This window comes from Micromonospora sp. NPDC006766 (assembly GCF_040636055.1).
GTDB lineage: Bacteria > Actinomycetota > Actinomycetes > Mycobacteriales > Micromonosporaceae > Micromonospora.
On record NZ_JBEYIX010000023.1, the window covers coordinates 1 to 17393 of the forward strand.

Here is a 17393-nt window from a genome sequence, read left to right on the forward strand (position 1 = left end):
GCCGCCGCGCCGGTCGGTCAGCGACCGGCGCGGCGGAGGGCGGCGCGGATGAGGCGGTGGACCAGCTTGGGATATTCCAGCCCGCTCGCCGCCCACATGCGCGGGAACATCGACGTCGGGGTCATCCCCGGCATGGTGTTGATCTCGTTGAGGTAGACGTCCAGCTCGGGGGTGACGAAGAAGTCGACCCGGGCCAGGCCGGAGCAGTCCAGCGCGGTGAACGCGCGGGTGGCGTACTCCTGCACCTGGCGGGTGACCCGCTCGGGCAGGTGCGCGGGGACGTCGAACTCGCAGACTTCGTCGGCGTGGATGTACTTGGCCTCGAAGTCGTACCAGTCGCGGCCGCCGACCATCCGCACCTCGGCCAGCACCGACGCCTCCGGGGCGCCGCCGGCCTCGCCCTCCAGCACGCCGCACTCGATCTCGCGACCGACGACGGCCCCCTCGACCAGCACCTTGGTGTCGATCTCCCGGGCGACGGCGACCGCCGCGTCGAGCAGCGACCAGTCGTCGACCTTGGTAATGCCGAAGGAGGAGCCGGCCCGGGACGGCTTGACGAACACCGGCAGGCCCAGCCGCTCCTTGTCCTCCTCGGTCATGGTCATCCCGTTGCGCAGCACCACGTACGGGCCGACCGGGATGCCCTCGGCGGCGCAGAGCTTCTTGGTGAACTCCTTGTCCATGGCGGCGGCGGAGGCGAACACGTTCGCCCCGACGTACGGGATGTCGGCCATCTCCAGCATGCCCTGGATGGTGCCGTCCTCGCCGTACGCGCCGTGCAGCACCGGGAAAACCACGTCCACGTCCGCGAGGGCCCGCGGGCCCTGCGTCGGGTCGAGCACCATCAGGCCACCCGCCGCCGGGTCCGCGCGCAGCACCAGCTCGGCCCCGGATCCGGAGGTGATCTCCGGCAGCTTGCGGTCCTGGATCGCCAGCTGGTTCGGGTCGCCGCTGGCCAGCACCCACTGGCCCTGCCGGGTGATGCCGACCGGGACCACCTCGAACTCGTCCGGGTCCAGCGCGCTCAGCACGCTGCCCGCGCTGACGCAGGAGATGCCGTGCTCGGGGCTGCGACCACCGAAGACGATCGCCACACGGATCTTGCCAGGGGTGGTCACTGGTGGTCACCTCTTCGTCGCGACTACGGCTGGTCGTGCTCGCCGGTGGCGCTCACCCGGTTGACCTTACTGCGCGTGCCGAGAGCGGGCAGCCGATACCCGGGGAGACGGGCGGCCGGCGGCGGGACCTGCCACCGGCCGCCCGACGGCCCGCCCCGACTCGTTCGGGTCTGCGAGGCGGGCGGATTCAGCCCGGGTGTACCGAAACACGGGGACGGCGACCGACCGCGATGACCTTGACCCGCTGCCGTCCGGCGCGGACCATGCCCAGCGCCATGAAGGCGCCGGCGATCCGGTCCGCCGCATCCCGGCTGCTCGCCCCGACCACCTGTCGGCGGCGCTCCGGGCTCACCCGCTCGTTGCGCGCCATGCCGTCGAGAGGCCGGACGTCGGTGAGGACCACGAGAAAGCGGGTCATGCCCGTCCACCGCCGTCCGGGGGGCAGCAGCGCGTCGTCATGCGATCCCCTTCCGTCGGTTCGCCGGTAGGGGCACGCGGCGGTCAGGCCGTGGGGGAGTTTCAACCCGACCACCGCGCGCCCCATCCCCTCCGGTCGCTCACCGCCACCGTCGCCACGACAACCGGCGGTGAGGACGTGGATACAGATTGACAGGTGGACACGCGTGAATGCAACTCTCATCGGCATTCTCTCATGCCCATCTTCCCGTTGAATGTGCGACCATCGATGCATGGCGCCTAAGACCGCCCGAGCCCGACGGCTCGGCATCGCCCTGCGAACCCACCGGGAGGCCGCCGGCCTGACCCTCGAGGCCGCGGCCGACGAGATCAACAGCACCCGGAGCACCCTGTCCCGCTACGAGAACGCCCAGACCCTGGTCACACCGGCCACCGTGCGCGCCCTGCTCACCCTCTACGGAGTGAGCCCGGACGACATCGCCGCGGCCGTGCAGCTGGCCAAGGACGCCCGAAAGCCCGGCTGGTGGGTCTCCTACTCGTACCTGCTGGACCGGCGGACCATCGACTTCATCGCCCTGGAGGCGGAGGCCACCGGGATCGCCAATTTCGAACCCTCGGTGGTGCCCGGGCTGCTCCAGACCGCCGACTACATCCGCGGCGTGATGCGCGGCGGCCCGCACACGCTCAGCGACGAGCAGGTGGAGCAGCGGGTCCACCTGCGGCTCGACCGGCAGCAGCGGCTCACGGATGACGAACCACCGATATTCGACGCCATCCTCGACGAGGGCGCGCTGCTTCGCCCGGTCGGCGGCCGGTCCGTGATGGAGGCCCAGTTACAGCACCTGCTGAAGATGGGCGAACTGCCCAACATCACCGTGCAGGTGATCCCACTCACGGCCGGCTACCACCGAGGCACCCGGGGCTCGCTGCACATTCTGGAGTTCGCCGACCCGGAGGACCCGATCATCGCCTCCGTGGAGACGGTCGCCGGGCAGATGATCCTGGACCGGCCGGGCGACCTGCGTACCTGCACCAAGATCATGGAGCACCTGCGGACCGTGGCGCTGAGCCCGGCGGCCAGCCGGGATCAGCTCCTCCGCCTGCTGAACGAGAGGTAGAACGTTGTGTTGACAAACGCCAGGAACAGCCCCCGCCCGCCGGTCAGCGGCTGGCGCAAGAGCAGCCACAGCGGCGACGAGGGCGCGTGCGTCGAGGCGGCGCTGCTGCCGGAGGCGGTCGCGGTCCGCGACTCCAAGGACCCGGCCGGCCCGGTGCTGGTCTTCTCCCCGGCCTCCTGGGCTGCCTTCACCAGCGCGCCGCCGCACCGCTGATCCCGCCCTTCGCCCTCGGCCCGTCGTCAGCCGGGCCGACGGGCGGTGACGGCCGTGGCGTCCAACTCCTCATCGTGCACCACGGTCGGCACCAGTCCCGCCGCGGCCAGCACCCCGCAGAGCGCCTCGGCCTGAGCGGCGCTGACCTCGACCGCCAGGTGCCCGCCCGGGGTGAGCCACTCGGCCGCCCCGGCCGCCACCCGGCGCAGCACGGCCAGCCCGTCCACGCCGCCGTCCAACGCCACCGGCACCTCGTACAGCCTCGCCTCCGCCGGCAGCAGCGCCAGCGCGCCACTCGGCACGTACGGAGCGTTCGCCACCACCAGGTCGAGCCGGCCCCGCCACTCGGACGGGACGGCCCCGAACAGGTCGCCCTGATAGACGGGCACACCCAGCGGGGCGAGGTTGCGGCGGGCGCAGGCCACGGCGGCCGGGTCGATGTCGGCGGCGGCCAGCCAGCGCGGGTCGAGCCGGCCGTGCAGCACCAGCGCGGCGGCGCCCGAGCCGCAGCAGAGGTCCAGCACTGCGGGCGCCGGCCCGGCGACCGCCGCGGCGGCGGAGACGAGCAGTGCGGTCCGACCCCGGGGCACGAACACCCCGGGGTCGACGGCGACTCGCAGGCCGCAGAACTCGGCCCAGCCGAGCAGGTGCTCCAGCGGCCGGCCGGCGACCCGGCGATCGACGAGGTCGGCCAGCGCCTGGCCCGTGTCGGCGGCGCCGATCAGCAGCTCCGCCTCCTCCTCGGCGTAGACGCAGCCGGCGGCGCGAAGCCGGGCGACGAGGGCGGAACGGTCAGGATGAGACGGTGCCATGGACATGCCTTTCGGGAACGCCTCGTCGGCACTCCCGGCGTCGCCTAGTTTCGGGGCGACGCGGACTCGGAGGGAGCGCCGGTCCTTCGCTGCTGGATCGGTCCCACCTCCTCCGGTCGGGGCCCTCGCGGGCCGTGGCTGCCCGTCACGATAGCGGAGCCGACGCCGTCGGGCCGCCCCGGCGGTCGGCCTGAGGCGCGTCAGGCCGCGCTGGCGTCCAGCGCGGCGGCGACGTCCGCTACCAGGTCGGCGGTGTCCTCGATGCCGCAGGAGAGCCGGACGAAGCCGGGGGCGGTGTCGTCGCCCCACTGGGCCCGCCGGTCGGCGGTGGTGTGCACCCCGCCGAACGAGGTGGCGGCGGCGACCAGGCGGGACGCGTCGAGGAACCGGGCCACCCGGTCGGCATCACCCAGGTCGAACGAGAGCACCCCGGGCATTCGTCGCATCTGGACCGAGGCGACCGGGTACGCCGGGTCCTCCGGCAGCCCGGGCCAGCGCAGGCCGGCGACGTCGGCGCGGCCGGCGAGCAGCCGGGCCAGGGCCGCTGCGTTGGCGGTCTGCCGGGCCAGCCGCAGGTCCATGGTGGCCAGCGAGCGGTGCGCCAGCCAGCAGTCGAAGGGTCCGGGCACCCCGCCGGTGGTGGTGCGCCAGGCGGTCACCGGGTCGAGCAGTTCGGCGCGGCGGGTCGCCACGTAACCGAGCAGCAGGTCGGAGTGGCCGGTGAGCGCCTTGGTGCCGGAGGCCACCACCACGTCGGCGCCGAGGTCCAACGGCCGCTGCCCGAGCGGCGTGGCGGTGGTGTTGTCGACCGCGACCAGGGCCCCGGCGGCGTGCGCGGCGGCGGCCAGCGCCGGCACGTCGGCCACGTCCAGGCCGGGGTTCGCCGGGGTCTCCAGCAGCACGAGCCGGACCCCCTCGAACGAGGGGTACGGGCCGGCGGTCGGCACGAAGTCGACGCGTACGCCGATGCCAGCCAGCGTGTCGGTGGCGAACCCGCGTACCGGGAAGTAGCCGTCGGTGGGGAGAAGCACCGTGTCGCCGGGGCGCAGCAGCGCCAGCAGCAGCCCGGTGATGGCCGCCTGGCCGGTGGCGAAGACTCGGCAGTCCCCGCCCTCCAGCTCCCCGATGGCCGCCTCCAGCAGCCGCCGGGTCGGGTTGTCGGGGCGGCCGTACCCGTTGGGTGCCGCCGCCGGCCCCTGCCACGGGTCGAGATGGTAGGGCGCGGCGAAGACCGGCCCGGGCAGAAACGGCGCCCCCGGCGTCGGCGCGGGCAGCCCGGCGTGCACGCTGCGGGTGCCGTCACCCCAGTCGGTCATCGCCGTCTCACTCGTACGACTCGGGCTTCGCGGTCCGGCTCATCAGGGCGTCCACGGCGAGCCGCGGGTCCATCCCCTCGTGGCAGATCCGCTCGACCTGCTCGGTGATCGGCATCTCCACCCCGTGTGCCCGGGCCAGGTCCCGGACGGCCAGCGCGCTCTTGACCCCTTCTGCGGTCTGCCGGGTGGCCACCTGCGCCTGCTCCAGCGTCGCACCTCGACCCAGGTGCTCGCCGAAGGTGCGGTTGCGGGCCAGCGGCGAGGAGCAGGAGGCGACCAGGTCGCCCATGCCGGCCAGGCCGGCGAAGGTGATCGGGTCGGCGCCGAGCGCCACCCCCAGCCGGGCGGTCTCGGCCAGGCCGCGGGTCATCAGCATGGCGCGGGTGTTGTCGCCGAAGCCCATCGCGGTGGCGATCCCGTACGCCAGGGCGATCACGTTCTTCACCGCCCCGCCCAGCTCGCAGCCGACCACGTCGTCGTTGGTGTACGGGCGGAAGTACGGGGTGCGGATCGACGACTGGACCAGGGTGGCCCGCCGGCTGTCGGTGCCGGCGACGACGGTCGCGGCGGGCTGCTCGGCGGCGATCTCGGGGGCCAGGTTGGGCCCGGAGACGACCACCACCCGGTCGGCGGGCACCCCGGCCGCCTCCATGATCACCTGGCTCATCCGCTTGGTGGTGCCGAGCTCGATGCCCTTCATCAGGGAGACCAGCGTGGCGTCGGGGTCCAGGTACGGGGTCCACGCGGCGAGGTTGCCGCGCAGCGTCTGCGACGGCACGGAAAGCACCACCACCTCGGCCCCGGCGATCGCCTCCTCGGCGTCACCGGTCGCGGTGACCCGGTCGGGCAGCCGCACGTCGGGCAGGTATTCCGGGTTGCGGCGCTCGGTCCGGATCGCCTCGGCCACCGACCGCCGCCGGGCCAGGATCGTCACATTCCGACCGGCGTCCGCGAGGATCTTGGCGAACGCCGTCCCCCAGGACCCCGCCCCCAGCACCGCCACATGCCCGCCCCGCTCGCTCATTCCTTCACCTCGCGGCTGCGGGTAGCTGCGGGACGCGCCCACAGCGGCGGTGGGGTGCCGCCGCGGATCTCGGCGACCATGTCGCGGATCCGGAGCATGATCTCGTCGGTCATCTCCTCCAGCGTGGCCCGGGTCGGCGTGGCACCCGCCCACTTGCTCAGGTCGATCGGCGGCCCGGCCACCACCGTCACCGGGGTCCGTGGGCGCAGCCCGAGCCGAGAGGTGCGCGGGTTGAACATCCGCTCCGGTCCCCACATGGCGACCGGGATCACGGGCGCGCCGGTGGCCAGCGCCAGCCGGGCCGCCCCGGTCTTGCCCTTCATCGGCCAAAGGTCCGGTTCACGAGTGATGGTCCCCTCCGGGTAGATCACCACCGCGCCACCCGCCCGCACCGCGGCGACCAGCTTGTCCAGCGACCTGGCCGCCTCGACGGTGCCGCGCTCCACCGGAATCTGTTGGCACCGGTGCAGGATCCCGCCGATCACCGGCACCCGGAACAGGCTGGCCTTGCCCAGAAACCGCGGCCAGCGCCCCGCGTCGTGGATGAAGTGCGCGGAGACCAGCGGGTCGGCGTGCGAGACGTGGTTCGGCACGATGATGATGCCGCCTTCGTGGCGCAGGTGCTCCATGCCCCGCCAGGTGCGCCGCGTCCAGACGATCAGCACCGGCTTGACCAGCACCACGGCCAGCCACTGCCAGAATCCCAGCCTCCGCGGTGCCACCCTGCCTCCTCGTAGTGCCCCGACCCGACCCGCACGCCACGCCACGCCCGCGACGAAATCATGCCTGCTCGCCCTGAGTCCGGCCAGTGAGGGTACCGCCGTCCGACTGGCAGGATGGTCACGTGCCCGAGCCGACCTGGACCGTCGTGGTGCCGGTGAAGCGCCTCGGGGCGGCGAAGAGCCGCCTGCGGGGCGCGCTGCCCGGCGTACCCCATGAGGAGCTGGCGCTGGCGCTGGCGGCCGACACGGTCCGCGCGGTGCGGGCCTGCCCGGCCGTGGGCGAGGTCCTGGTGGTCAGCGACGACGCGCGGGTGGCGACCGAGGCGACGGCGTCCGGCGCGCGGGTGGCACCCGACCCGGGTGCCGGGCTGAACGCGGCCTTCCGGCACGGCGCGGCGGTCGCCGGCCCGCGCGCCCCGGTGGCCGGCCTCACCGCCGACCTGCCGGCGCTGCGCCCGGGCGAGCTCGCCGCGGCGCTGCGGGCCGTCGAGGCCAATCCGCCCGGGGTACGCGGGTTCGTGGCCGACGCCCCGGCCAGCGGCACCGTGCTGCTCGCCGCGCCGGCCGGCGTACCGCTGGACCCCCGGTTCGGGGTGGGCTCGGCGGCGGCGCACGCGGCGAGCGGGGCGCTGCCGCTGGACGGCGACTGGCCGACCCTGCGCCGGGACGTGGACACTCCCGCCGACCTGGCCGCCGCCGTACGGCTGGGTCCGGGTCCACGCACGGCGGCGCTGCTGCGCCGGGCCGTCGGGTACGGTGCTGGCATGCAGGGCACGGTGGCCACCTACGACGCGTCGACCCGCAGCGGCCTGCTGTTGCTCGACGACGGCACCGAGCTGCCCTTCCCGGCCCGCGCCTTCGACGCCTCCGGGCTGCGGCTGCTCCGGCTCGGCCAGCGGGTCCGGATCGAGCGGGACGCGGCGGGTGAGATCGTCCGCGTGACGTTACCGACGATGGCCTGAGCAACCTGCCCCGAGTTCATTTTCGGTTCACCAGAATCGGGGAATCATGAGGGGGTGAGCACCCCTCGCGAGCACCCCGAGAACATGCCGACCGGCCTGGACCTCGCGGCGGCCTCCGCCGGTCTGGAGGAGTCACTCGACCCGGTCGAGGGCCCCGGCCTGTACGCCGACCGGGCGGCGGCGCAGCCGCTGCCCGAGGACCGGTTTCTCAACCGGGAGCTCTCCTGGCTCGACTTCAACGCCCGGGTGCTGGCGCTGGCCGAGGATCCGCGTACGCCGCTGCTGGAACGGGTGAAGTTCCTGGCCATCTTCGCCAGCAACCTCGACGAGTTCTACATGGTGCGGGTGGCCGGGCTGAAGCGGCGGCTCTCCGCCGGCCTGCCGGTCCGCGGCGGCGACCGGCTGCCGCTGCGTACGCAGCTGGAGTTGATCGCGGAGAAGGCCGCCGACCTGGTCGCCCGGCACGCCGGTTGCTTCGTCGAGGACGTGCTGCCGAGGCTGGCCGAGGAGGACATCCGGATCCTGCGCTGGGGTGAGCTGGACGATCCGGAGCGGGAACGGCTGCGCACCTGGTTCCGGGAGCACATCTTCCCGGTGCTCACCCCGCTCGCGGTGGACCCGGCGCACCCGTTCCCGTACATCTCGGGGCGGTCGTTGAACCTCGCCGTCTCGGTACGGGACCCGGACGGCGGTTCGGAGCTGTTCGCCCGGGTGAAGGTGCCCAACAACGTGCCGCGTTTCGTCCGGGTGTCCCGAGACGCCCCCGGCGTCCGGTTCATCCCGGTGGAGGACCTCATCTCGGTGCACCTCGGGCAGCTCTTCTCCGGCATGCAGGTGGTGGAGTGCCACCTGTTCCGCATCACCCGCAACGCCGAGGTGGAGGTGGACGAGGACCGCGACGAGGACCTGCTCCAGGCGCTCGAGCGGGAGCTGGCCCGGCGCCGCTTCGGCCCGCCGGTCCGGCTGGAGGTCGCCGCCTCGATCTCCGACCGCATGCTGGAGCTGCTCGTCCGCGAGCTGGACATGCACGACCAGGAGGTGCTGCGGGTGCCCGGCCTGCTGGACCTTTCCGCGCTCTGGCAGGTCTACGGCGAGGCCGACCGCCCCGAGCTGAAGGATCCACCGTTCGTGCCGGCGACCCATCCCCGGCTCACCGAGGGCGAGGTGCCGCGCAGCGTCTTCGCCACCCTGCGCGACGGCGCCGTGCTGGTGCACCACCCGTACCACTCGTTCGCCACCAGCGTGCAGCGCTTCATCGAGCAGGCCGCCGCCGATCCGGGCGTGCTGGCCATCAAGCAGACCCTCTACCGCACCAGCGGCGACTCCCCGATCGTGGACGCGCTGGTCGACGCGGCCGCCGCCGGCAAGCAGGTGGTGGTGCTGGTGGAGCTGAAGGCGCGCTTCGACGAGGTGGCGAACATCGGCTGGGCCCGCACCCTGGAACGCGCCGGCTGCCACGTCGTCTACGGCCTGGTCGGTCTGAAAACGCACTGCAAGACCGCCCTGGTGGTACGCCAGGAGGGCAATCAGATCCGCCGCTACTGCCACCTCGGCACCGGCAACTACCACCCGAAGACCGCCCGGACCTATGAGGACTTCGGCCTGCTCACCGCCGACCCGGAGATCGGCGCGGACCTGACCGATCTGTTCAACGTGCTCACCGGCTACAGCCGGCAGACCGCGTACCGGCGGCTGCTGGTGGCTCCGCAGGGCATCCGCAGTGGCCTGATCGAGCGGATCGAGCGGGAGATCGCGCACGTCCGGCTCGGCATGCCGGGCCTGGTGCAGATCAAGGTGAACGCGCTGGTGGACGAGGAGGTCACCGACGCCCTTTACCGGGCCTCCCGGGCTGGCGTGCATGTCGACCTGCTGATCCGGGGGATGTGCACCCTGCGCCCGGGGGTGCCGGGGCTGTCGGAGAACATCCGGGTCCGCTCGATCCTCGGCCGGTTCCTGGAGCACTCGCGCATCTTCCGGTTCGGCAACAACGGCGACGCCGAGTTCTGGATGGGGTCGTCCGACCTGATGCACCGCAACCTGGACCGGCGGGTGGAGGCGCTGGTGCAGGTGAGCGACCCGGTGGCCCGGGCCGAGCTCGACTATGTGTTGACCGCCGCATTCAGCCCGGAGGTGGACGCGTTCGAGTTGGCCGCGGACGGAAGTTGGAGCCGGCGTACCGGCACCGGAGACGAGCCGCTGGACCACCTGCAGGATCTGCTGCTGCGCCGAATCGGCGCGACGGCCGGCTGAGTGGGCGTCAGCGTCCCCTTAGGTCAGTAGTTATTGAACTGTAACGTAAATTGCGTTGTAATCGTTGTCCGCGCATGGGTGTTACGGTTGGGATACCCACTGTGGCCAATTGATCATGACGTTTTTCCCCACAGGCCAATGACGTAATGTATCTGTTATCGACGGGGCTGCCAAAGGTATTCCCTCACCCATGAACGATCACTAGGTTTCCAAGTGTGGATGGGTCAGGGGCGGCAGCCCAAGGGAAGCTTGGCAGTGCCGGCGATTCCCGCGGGGCCGAGAAGCCTTTCGTCGTGGTCAGTTCCGAGTCTCGGCCGCCGAGCCCACGGCTCGGGTCGGACGGGAAGCCGGCCACGACGAGCAGGTCACCGATACGGATCGCACTGATTCGGCTGCGGCAGGACAAGGTGGCGATGGTCTGCCTCGCCATCTTCATCGCCTATGTCCTGATTGCGATCTTCGCACCGCTGCTGGCCAAACTGGAGGGCCAGGACCCGTACACCAACGATTTCACGCTGACCGACCGCTACGGCTTCCCGATCGACGGCCCCAACAGCGAGCACTGGTTCGGGGTGGAGCCCCGGCTGGGCCGCGACCTGTTCGCCCGCTGGGTCTACGGTGCCCGCCCGTCGCTGATGGTCGCCGGTCTGGTAACCGTCATCACGACGATCGTCGGTGTGGTGGTGGGTTTGATCGCGGGCTTCTTCGGTGGCTGGATCGACCGGGTGCTCGGTTGGGTCATCGACTTCGTGTTGAGCCTGCCCTACCTGCTCTTTGCCATCGCGATGCCGGCCGTGATCATCTCCGTCGTCTACGGCGCGGTGGAGAACACCGACCCGGCGCAGGTCGGCCAGGTCCGCCTTTTCTCCCTGGTCGCGGTCCTTTCCTTCTTCGGGTGGGCGAGCCTCGCCCGGCTGATCCGCGGGCAGGTGCTGTCGCTGCGCGAGCGGGAATTCGTCTCGGCGGCCAAGGTGCTGGGCGTGGGCAACCGGTCGATCCTGTTCAAGGAGTTGCTGCCCAACCTGGTCGCGCCGATCGTCATTTCGATGTCACTCGCCCTGCCCGGCTACATCGTGGCCGAGGCGGGCCTGACCTTCCTCGGCGTCGGGCTGACCGAGCCGACGCCGTCCTGGGGCGTCACCATCGCCGCCGCCCAGACCTACTACCGGACCGAGCCGCTCTACCTGTGGCTGCCGGTCCTCGGCATCACGATCCTGGTGCTCGTCCTGAGTCTCCTCGGAGACGCCGTCCGTGACGCCTTCGACCCCAAGACCCGTCGTTGACGGGTCATCCAGCAAGCAACTGAGAGGAGTGCGAGGTCGTGAGGAAACTAACGGCTTTCGTCGCGGTGGCCGCCCTGGCCACCGTGGGCGTGACAGGCTGTGGCGACTCCAAGTCCAAGGACAAGGGCTCGCAGGGCAAGTCCGAGATCGCCCAGGATCAGATGGCGGCCGACCCGAACGCCAAGGGGCCGGCGCCGGAGGTGCCGGGGGCGCGCAGCGGCGGGACGCTGACGGTCTACTCGCAGTCGACGCCGAACACGTTCGACCCGACCGACATCTACTACACGGACAGCAATGAGATCGGCAAGCTGCTGTTCCGTACGCCCACACAGTTCACCATGCGCAAGGGCATGCCGGTGCTGGTGCCGGACCTGACCGACCTCGGGACGGTCTCCGACGACAAGCTGACGTGGACGTTCAAGATGCAGTCCGGCATCAAGTACGCCGACGGCACGGACGTCAAGGTCGAGGACATCGCGTACGCGATCAAGCGGTCGTTCGCCCACGACGTGTTCATCAACGGGCCGACGTACCAGACCGACTACTTCAAGGGCGCCGACGCGTACAAGGGCCCCTACGTCTCCGGTGACAAGTACGACGGTGTGGAGACGCCGGACGCCAACACCCTGGTGATCCACCTCGACAAGCCCTTCGCCGACCTGCCGTTCTACATGACCTTCCCGATGTTCACGCCGATCCCCAAGGCGAAGGACAACCGGCAGGACTACAAGAACAACCCGATGACGACGGGCCCCTACCAGTTCGACGCCTTCACCCCGGGCACCGAGCTCAAGCTCAAGAAGAACACCTACTGGGACGCCAAGACCGACCCGGCGCGCCACCAGTACGTCGACGCCTGGGACTTCAAGTGGGGCCAGGACGACGTCAAGACCCAGCAGCAGGTGCTCAACAGCGCCGGCCAGGACGCCAACGCCCTCAACTACGCGAACATCGACTCCTCGCTGATCCCGCAGCTGACCGGCGACAAGATGAACCAGCTGGTCAAGGGCTCCAGCCCGTGCACCATCGTGTACCAGATGGACACCCGCAAGATCCCGCTGGAGGTCCGCAAGGCGATCGCCAAGGCCTGGCCGTACGACCAGATCTGGAAGGCGGCCGGCCTCAACGACTACATCGCCGAGCCGGCCACCACCATCCTGCCGCCCAGCGTGCCCGGCTACAACAAGTACGCCCCGGTGGCCGACCTGACCGGCGAAGGCCAGGGCGACCCGGCCGCGGCCAAGAAGATGCTTGAGGAGGCGGGCAAGCTCGGCTTCGAGGTCAGCTGGTACTACGACAACACCAAGCCGATCCCGCAGCAGGTCACGCAGATCCGGTCGGAGGCGCTGAAGGCGGCCGGCTTCACGCCGAAGCCGATCGGCGTTGCCACCGCCGACCTGCGCTCCAAGGCCAACGACTACGACGAGAAGTCGCCGGTCAACATGGGCCAGTCGCCCGGCGGCTGGTGCTCGGACTGGCCGACCGGTGGTAGCTGGTTCCCGGTCCTGTTCCGCAGCCAGAGCCTCAAGGACAACCTGAGCTGGGGCATGATGAGCGACCCGGCGCTCGACGCCGAGATCGACGCCGCTGCTGCCCTGCCCGCCGCGGACGCCGCGGCCAAGTGGGGCGAGCTCGACAAGAAGATCATGGAAATGTACGTGGCGATCCCGCGCTACTACGACAAGATGGCCATCCTGGTCGGCACCAACGTCGGTGGCGGTGAGGGCGACGGCACGGTCGGTATGCCGTTCCTGCAGAACCTCTACCTCAAGAGCTAGCCAGCCCTTTGTGGGCCGCTCCCGGCCGAGCAGCTCGACCGGGAGCGGCCCGCCACCCGATACCCCCCAATCATCTGCGATTCCTTCCCGCCCGGACCGCGGTCCGGCGTCAGCACGACTTTTGAGGAGCCCGGCGATGCTGACCTACATCCTGCGGCGGATCGCCATCGCGATCTCCGTGATCGTCGTGACGATGGTGGCCAGCTTCGGTCTCTTCTTCCTCGCCCCCACCGATCCGGCGGGTGCCATGTGCGGTCGCAACTGCACCCCGGAGCGGATCGCGGACATCACCAAGAGCCTCGGCCTCGACGAGCCGTTCCTCGCGCAGGTCACCAACTACATGAAGGGCGTCGTCGTCGGCCGCACCTTCAGCTCCGGGGGCACCACCGTCGAATGCCCCGCTCCCTGCCTGGGCTACTCCTATCAGCTGGGTCAACCGGTCACGAAGCTGATCGGCAACGCACTGCCGGTGACCGTGTCCATCGTCATCGGCGGCGCGGTGGTCTATCTGTTCATCGGCGTGCTCACCGGGACCGTCGCGGCGCGGCTCCGCGGCACCTCGGTGGACCGGCTGACCGTCGGCGCGTCGTTGGGAATCAGTTCGGTCCCGTATTTCGTCGTGGCGCTGCTGGCAGCCCTGTACGTGGCCGGGACGATCCTGCCGAGATCCGAGTACACCTCGTTCTTCGACAATCCCTTCGCCTGGGCGGCCGGGCTGGTCAGCGCATGGGTCATCCTGGGCCTCACCAACGCCGCTGGTTACACCCGTTATGCCCGGGCGGCGATGATCGAGTCGCTCGGTGAGGACTACGTGCGGACGGCCCGGGCCAAGGGCATCAGTGAGCGCCGCGTCGTCTACCGGCACGGTCTGCGGGCGGCGATCACACCGATCGCGACGATCCTCGGGCTCGACCTCGCGTTCCAGCTGACCGGAGCGATCTTCACCGAGGCGATCTTCGGCCTGCCGGGGCTCGGCGTGCTGACGCTGCGGGCCTTCTCCTTCTTCGACCTGCCGGTGCTCATGGGCGCCGTCCTGGTCGGCTCTGTCGCGCTGGTCGTCATGAACCTGATCGTCGACATCGTTTACACCGTTCTCGATCCTCGGGTGAGGCTTGCATGATCCACACAGGGCGCGCGTGGCAACACGCCTTCGGCGCAGCGACCGGGACTTTCGAGACGAGGCGACAGCATGGCTGAGGAGACCGTGGGAGCCCACGTTCCAGCGGCTCGCGACGCCGCCGACGCCGCCGGCGTGGGGAAGCCGGAGACCGTCGGCCGCGCCCGGCGTGCTCAGGGCCGACCGGACGGTGAGCCGTACCTGTCCGTACGGGACCTCACCGTCGCCTTCCCGACCTCGGACGGCGAGGTGCATGCCGTCCAAGGGCTCAGTTATTCGGTGCCGCTGGGTCGTACGGTGGCCATCGTCGGTGAGTCCGGCTCGGGCAAGAGCGTGTCGAGCATGGCGATCATGGGTCTGCATGATCCCAGGAGCACTCGGGTCGCCGGTTCGATCAGCCTGGGCGGCACCGAGATCGTCGGCATGAGCCAGGAGGGGCTGCGGCGCCACCGTGGGGCCGACGTCGCGATGATCTTCCAGGATCCGCAGTCCTCGCTGCACCCGTTCTTCACAGTGGGCAACCAGATCATGGAGGCCTACCGGGAGCACAACAACGTGTCCAAGCGCGCCGCGCGGGAGCGGGCGGTCGAGATGCTGAGCATGGTCGGCATCCCGAGCCCCCGGCGCCGGTTGGACGACTTCCCCCACCAGTTCTCCGGCGGGATGCGCCAACGCGTCATGATCGCGATGGCGCTGGTGAACAACCCCAAACTGCTCATCGCCGACGAGCCGACGACGGCCCTCGACGTCACGGTGCAGGCGCAGATTCTCGACCTCATCATGGATCTGCAGCAGGAGTTCGGGTCCGCGGTGCTGTTCATCACCCACGACCTCGGCGTCGTGGCGGAGATCGCCGACGACATCCTCGTCATGTACGGCGGCAGATGCGTCGAGTACGGCCCGGTGAACTCGATCCTCGCGGCACCGGCGCACCCGTACACCTGGGGGTTGCTCGGCAGCATCCCGGCGGTGTCCGGGGCGTCGGCCCGGCTGCGCCCGATCCCCGGCACGCCGCCGAGCCTGCTCGCGCTCCCCAAGGGCTGCTCGTTCCACCCGCGTTGCGAGTACGTGTCCCGCGTCCCGAACGCGGCCTGCCGGGAGGAGTTGCCGGAGTTGAGGCCGCGCACCACAGACGGCGCACGGATGTCCCGATGCCACCTCTACCAACCTGACCAGCTCTTCGAGGCCGAAGTTCTGCCTCGGCTGCCTTGAGGGAACCTCATGACAACGACTGCCACCGAGTCCGCAGCGCCCCCGGCCCGCGCCCGCATCCCGAGCGTGCCGGGCGCCCCGTTGCTGGAGCTCAAGGACCTCGTCATGCACTTCCCCCTCCGCGGCGGTGGCCTGCTGCGGCGTAGCTCGAGCGCGGTGCAGGCGGTCAACGGCATCTCGCTGACCCTGCGTGAAGGGGAGACCCTCGGCCTGGTCGGCGAGTCCGGCTGCGGCAAGACGACCACCGGCCGGCTGATCACGCGGCTGCTGAAGCCGACGAGCGGGCAGATCCTCTACCAGGGGGTCGACATCGCCCAGCTGGACGAGCGGCAGCTGCGCCCGTACCGGCGGGAGATCCAGCTGATCTTTCAGGATCCGTACTCGTCGCTGAACCCGCGTCACACGGTCGGCACGATCGTGGGTACGGCCCTTCGGGTGCACGACATCGTGCCGAAGGGGAAGGAGATCCCCCGGGTACAGGAGTTGCTCGAGGTGGTGGGGCTCAACCCCGAGCACTACAACCGTTACCCGCACGAGTTCTCCGGCGGTCAGCGGCAGCGCATCGGCATCGCTCGGGCGCTGGCGGCCCGGCCGCGCGTCATCGTTGCCGACGAACCGGTCAGTGCGCTCGACGTCTCCATTCAGGCGCAGGTCATGAACCTCCTTGAGGATCTGCGCAAGGAGTTCGGCATAGCGTTCATCTTCATCGCCCACGATCTCGGCGTCGTGCGGCACTTCTGTGACCGGGTCGCCGTGATGTATCTCGGCCAGGTCGCCGAGATCGGCCCACGCGAATCTGTCTACACCGCGCCGCGGCACCCGTACACCCAGGCATTGCTCTCCGCAGTGCCGGACCTCGGCGTGGTGCGCGGTACGCCGCCGAAGCAACGCATTCGGCTCGCCGGGGATGTGCCCAGTCCGGTCGATCCGCCCTCGGGCTGCCGGTTCCGCACCCGCTGCTGGAAGGCAGCGGAGATCTGCACCACCACTGCGCCGCCGCTGGAGGAGAAGGCGGCAGGGCAGCTCGTGGCCTGCCATTTCGCGGCCCCGCCGGCGGCCTCGCTCGTTGCGGAAACCGGCGACGACGCCTGAGCGCGGCCCTTACCGTGAGCGGATGACGGACGACGAGCCGGTGGGCATCCGAGCGGCGGGCGGGGTCGTCTGGCGTCCGGGGGCCGGTGGCGTCGAAATCTGCCTGGTGCACCGCCCCCGGTACGACGACTGGTCACTGCCCAAGGGCAGGCTGGACGCCGGGGAACACCCGCTGCGGGCCGCCGTCCGCGAGGTCGCCGAGGAGACCGACGTACGGGCCGTGCCGCAGGTGCGCCTGCCCACGGTCCGCTACCGCAGCGAGGGGCGGCCGAAGACGGTCGACCACTGGTCGATGCGGGCCGCCGCGAGCGGCGGATTTCAGCCGGGCACCGAGGTCGACGACGTGCGCTGGTTCGGGGTCGACGAGGCGGTACGCCGGATCAGCTACCCACGCGACGCCGAGGTGATCGCCGCGTTCGCGGCGCTGCCGCCGGTCACCAACACCGTGCTGCTGCTCCGGCACGCACACGCCGGCCGGCGAGGCACCTGGACCGGCCCTGACACCGGGCGGCCGCTGGACGCGCAGGGCTGGGCCCAGGCGCGGGCGCTGGCCGAGCTGGTGGCCGTGGTCCGCCCGGTACGACTGCTCGCCGCCTCGGCCCGCCGCTGCGTGCAGACCCTCGATCCGGCCGCCGCACTGCTGGACCTGCCGATCGAGGTGACCGGCGACCTGGACGAACCGAAGCCCGGCCAGCAGCCGGACGAGTGCGCCCTGGCCGCGGCGGCCTGCCTCACCGCCCTGGCCGCCGCCGGCGACCCGGTCGCGGTGTGCAGCCAGGGCAAGGTGATGCCGGGCCTGCTGGAACGCCTCACCGGCCGGACGGACGACTTCACCACCCCCAAGGGCGGCGGCTGGCTGCTCGCCTTCGCCAACGACCACCTACTCGCCGCCGACCGCTTGTAAGGAAGGGCCCCCTGTTAACGCCTCCGGTAGAGCAGGGGCCCCTTGTTAACGGCCG

At 70.9% G+C, this 17393-nt stretch carries 16 protein-coding genes and 1 pseudogene; 11 read left to right on the forward strand and 6 right to left on the reverse strand.

Annotation, left to right across the window (positions count from 1 at the left end):
* Window positions 1–17: 17 nt before the first annotated feature.
* A complete protein-coding gene (locus ABZ671_RS19455) occupies window positions 18–1118 on the reverse strand; it encodes a D-alanine--D-alanine ligase family protein (RefSeq protein ID WP_357859638.1) in 1101 nt (366 codons plus the stop codon).
* Window positions 1119–1305: 187 nt separating this feature from the next.
* Window positions 1306–1536 (reverse strand): hypothetical protein, encoded by a 231-nt coding sequence (locus ABZ671_RS19460; RefSeq protein WP_357859641.1) that lies wholly within the window; start codon window positions 1534–1536, stop codon window positions 1306–1308.
* Window positions 1537–1807: 271 nt separating this feature from the next.
* Here ABZ671_RS19460 and ABZ671_RS19465 point away from each other — a divergent pair, with 271 nt between their 5' ends.
* Window positions 1808–2653 carry a helix-turn-helix transcriptional regulator gene (locus ABZ671_RS19465; RefSeq protein ID WP_357859644.1) on the forward strand — a complete coding sequence of 282 codons (846 nt, stop codon included), beginning with the start codon at window positions 1808–1810 and terminating at the stop codon, window positions 2651–2653.
* Between the two features lie 9 nt (window positions 2654–2662).
* Window positions 2663–2866 (forward strand): DUF397 domain-containing protein, encoded by a 204-nt coding sequence (locus ABZ671_RS19470; RefSeq protein ID WP_357859647.1) that lies wholly within the window; start codon window positions 2663–2665, stop codon window positions 2864–2866.
* 26 nt (window positions 2867–2892) lie between these two features.
* Here the strand turns inward: ABZ671_RS19470 and ABZ671_RS19475 are convergent, their stop codons facing one another.
* From ABZ671_RS19475 to ABZ671_RS19490, 4 genes are all read right to left on the reverse strand, one after another.
* Window positions 2893–3678 (reverse strand): putative protein N(5)-glutamine methyltransferase, encoded by a 786-nt coding sequence (locus ABZ671_RS19475; protein ID WP_357859650.1) that lies wholly within the window; start codon window positions 3676–3678, stop codon window positions 2893–2895.
* Between the two features lie 200 nt (window positions 3679–3878).
* Complete coding sequence (locus tag ABZ671_RS19480; RefSeq protein ID WP_357859653.1) at window positions 3879–4994, reverse strand: cystathionine gamma-lyase; 1116 nt, start codon at window positions 4992–4994, stop codon at window positions 3879–3881.
* Window positions 4995–5001: 7 nt separating this feature from the next.
* Entirely contained in the window at window positions 5002–6018 is a 1017-nt protein-coding gene (locus ABZ671_RS19485) for an NAD(P)H-dependent glycerol-3-phosphate dehydrogenase (protein WP_357859655.1), read from the reverse strand.
* Window positions 6015–6740 (reverse strand): lysophospholipid acyltransferase family protein, encoded by a 726-nt coding sequence (locus ABZ671_RS19490; RefSeq protein ID WP_357859658.1) that lies wholly within the window; start codon window positions 6738–6740, stop codon window positions 6015–6017. The genes ABZ671_RS19485 and ABZ671_RS19490 overlap by 4 nt, the downstream gene beginning before the upstream one ends.
* 122 nt (window positions 6741–6862) lie before the next feature.
* Between ABZ671_RS19490 and cofC the strand changes: the two are divergent.
* The 9 genes and pseudogenes from cofC to ABZ671_RS19535 form a co-directional block, all read left to right on the forward strand.
* Window positions 6863–7474 (forward strand): annotated as a pseudogene (gene cofC / locus ABZ671_RS19495) (2-phospho-L-lactate guanylyltransferase); the annotation flags it as partial.
* Between the two features lie 30 nt (window positions 7475–7504).
* The gene (locus ABZ671_RS19500; protein WP_357859838.1) at window positions 7505–7702 is read left to right on the forward strand and encodes a cold-shock protein; all 198 of its coding nucleotides are present in this window, start codon (window positions 7505–7507) and stop codon (window positions 7700–7702) included.
* 84 nt (window positions 7703–7786) lie between these two features.
* Window positions 7787–9952 carry an RNA degradosome polyphosphate kinase gene (locus tag ABZ671_RS19505; RefSeq protein ID WP_357859841.1) on the forward strand — a complete coding sequence of 722 codons (2166 nt, stop codon included), beginning with the start codon at window positions 7787–7789 and terminating at the stop codon, window positions 9950–9952.
* A gap of 293 nt (window positions 9953–10245) precedes the next feature.
* Entirely contained in the window at window positions 10246–11235 is a 990-nt protein-coding gene (locus ABZ671_RS19510; protein ID WP_357859661.1) for an ABC transporter permease, read from the forward strand.
* Between the two features lie 38 nt (window positions 11236–11273).
* Window positions 11274–13013 carry an ABC transporter substrate-binding protein gene (locus ABZ671_RS19515; RefSeq protein WP_357859665.1) on the forward strand — a complete coding sequence of 580 codons (1740 nt, stop codon included), beginning with the start codon at window positions 11274–11276 and terminating at the stop codon, window positions 13011–13013.
* A 136-nt stretch (window positions 13014–13149) separates the two neighbouring features.
* Window positions 13150–14133 carry an ABC transporter permease gene (locus ABZ671_RS19520; RefSeq protein WP_357859668.1) on the forward strand — a complete coding sequence of 328 codons (984 nt, stop codon included), beginning with the start codon at window positions 13150–13152 and terminating at the stop codon, window positions 14131–14133.
* Between the two features lie 69 nt (window positions 14134–14202).
* Entirely contained in the window at window positions 14203–15342 is a 1140-nt protein-coding gene (locus tag ABZ671_RS19525) for an ABC transporter ATP-binding protein (RefSeq protein ID WP_357859671.1), read from the forward strand.
* A 9-nt stretch (window positions 15343–15351) separates the two neighbouring features.
* On the forward strand, window positions 15352–16434 hold the full coding sequence (locus ABZ671_RS19530; protein WP_357859674.1) for a dipeptide ABC transporter ATP-binding protein: 1083 nt from the start codon (window positions 15352–15354) through the stop codon (window positions 16432–16434).
* A gap of 22 nt (window positions 16435–16456) precedes the next feature.
* On the forward strand, window positions 16457–17338 hold the full coding sequence (locus ABZ671_RS19535) for an NUDIX hydrolase (protein WP_357859677.1): 882 nt from the start codon (window positions 16457–16459) through the stop codon (window positions 17336–17338).
* The last annotated feature ends 55 nt before the right edge of the window (window positions 17339–17393 follow it).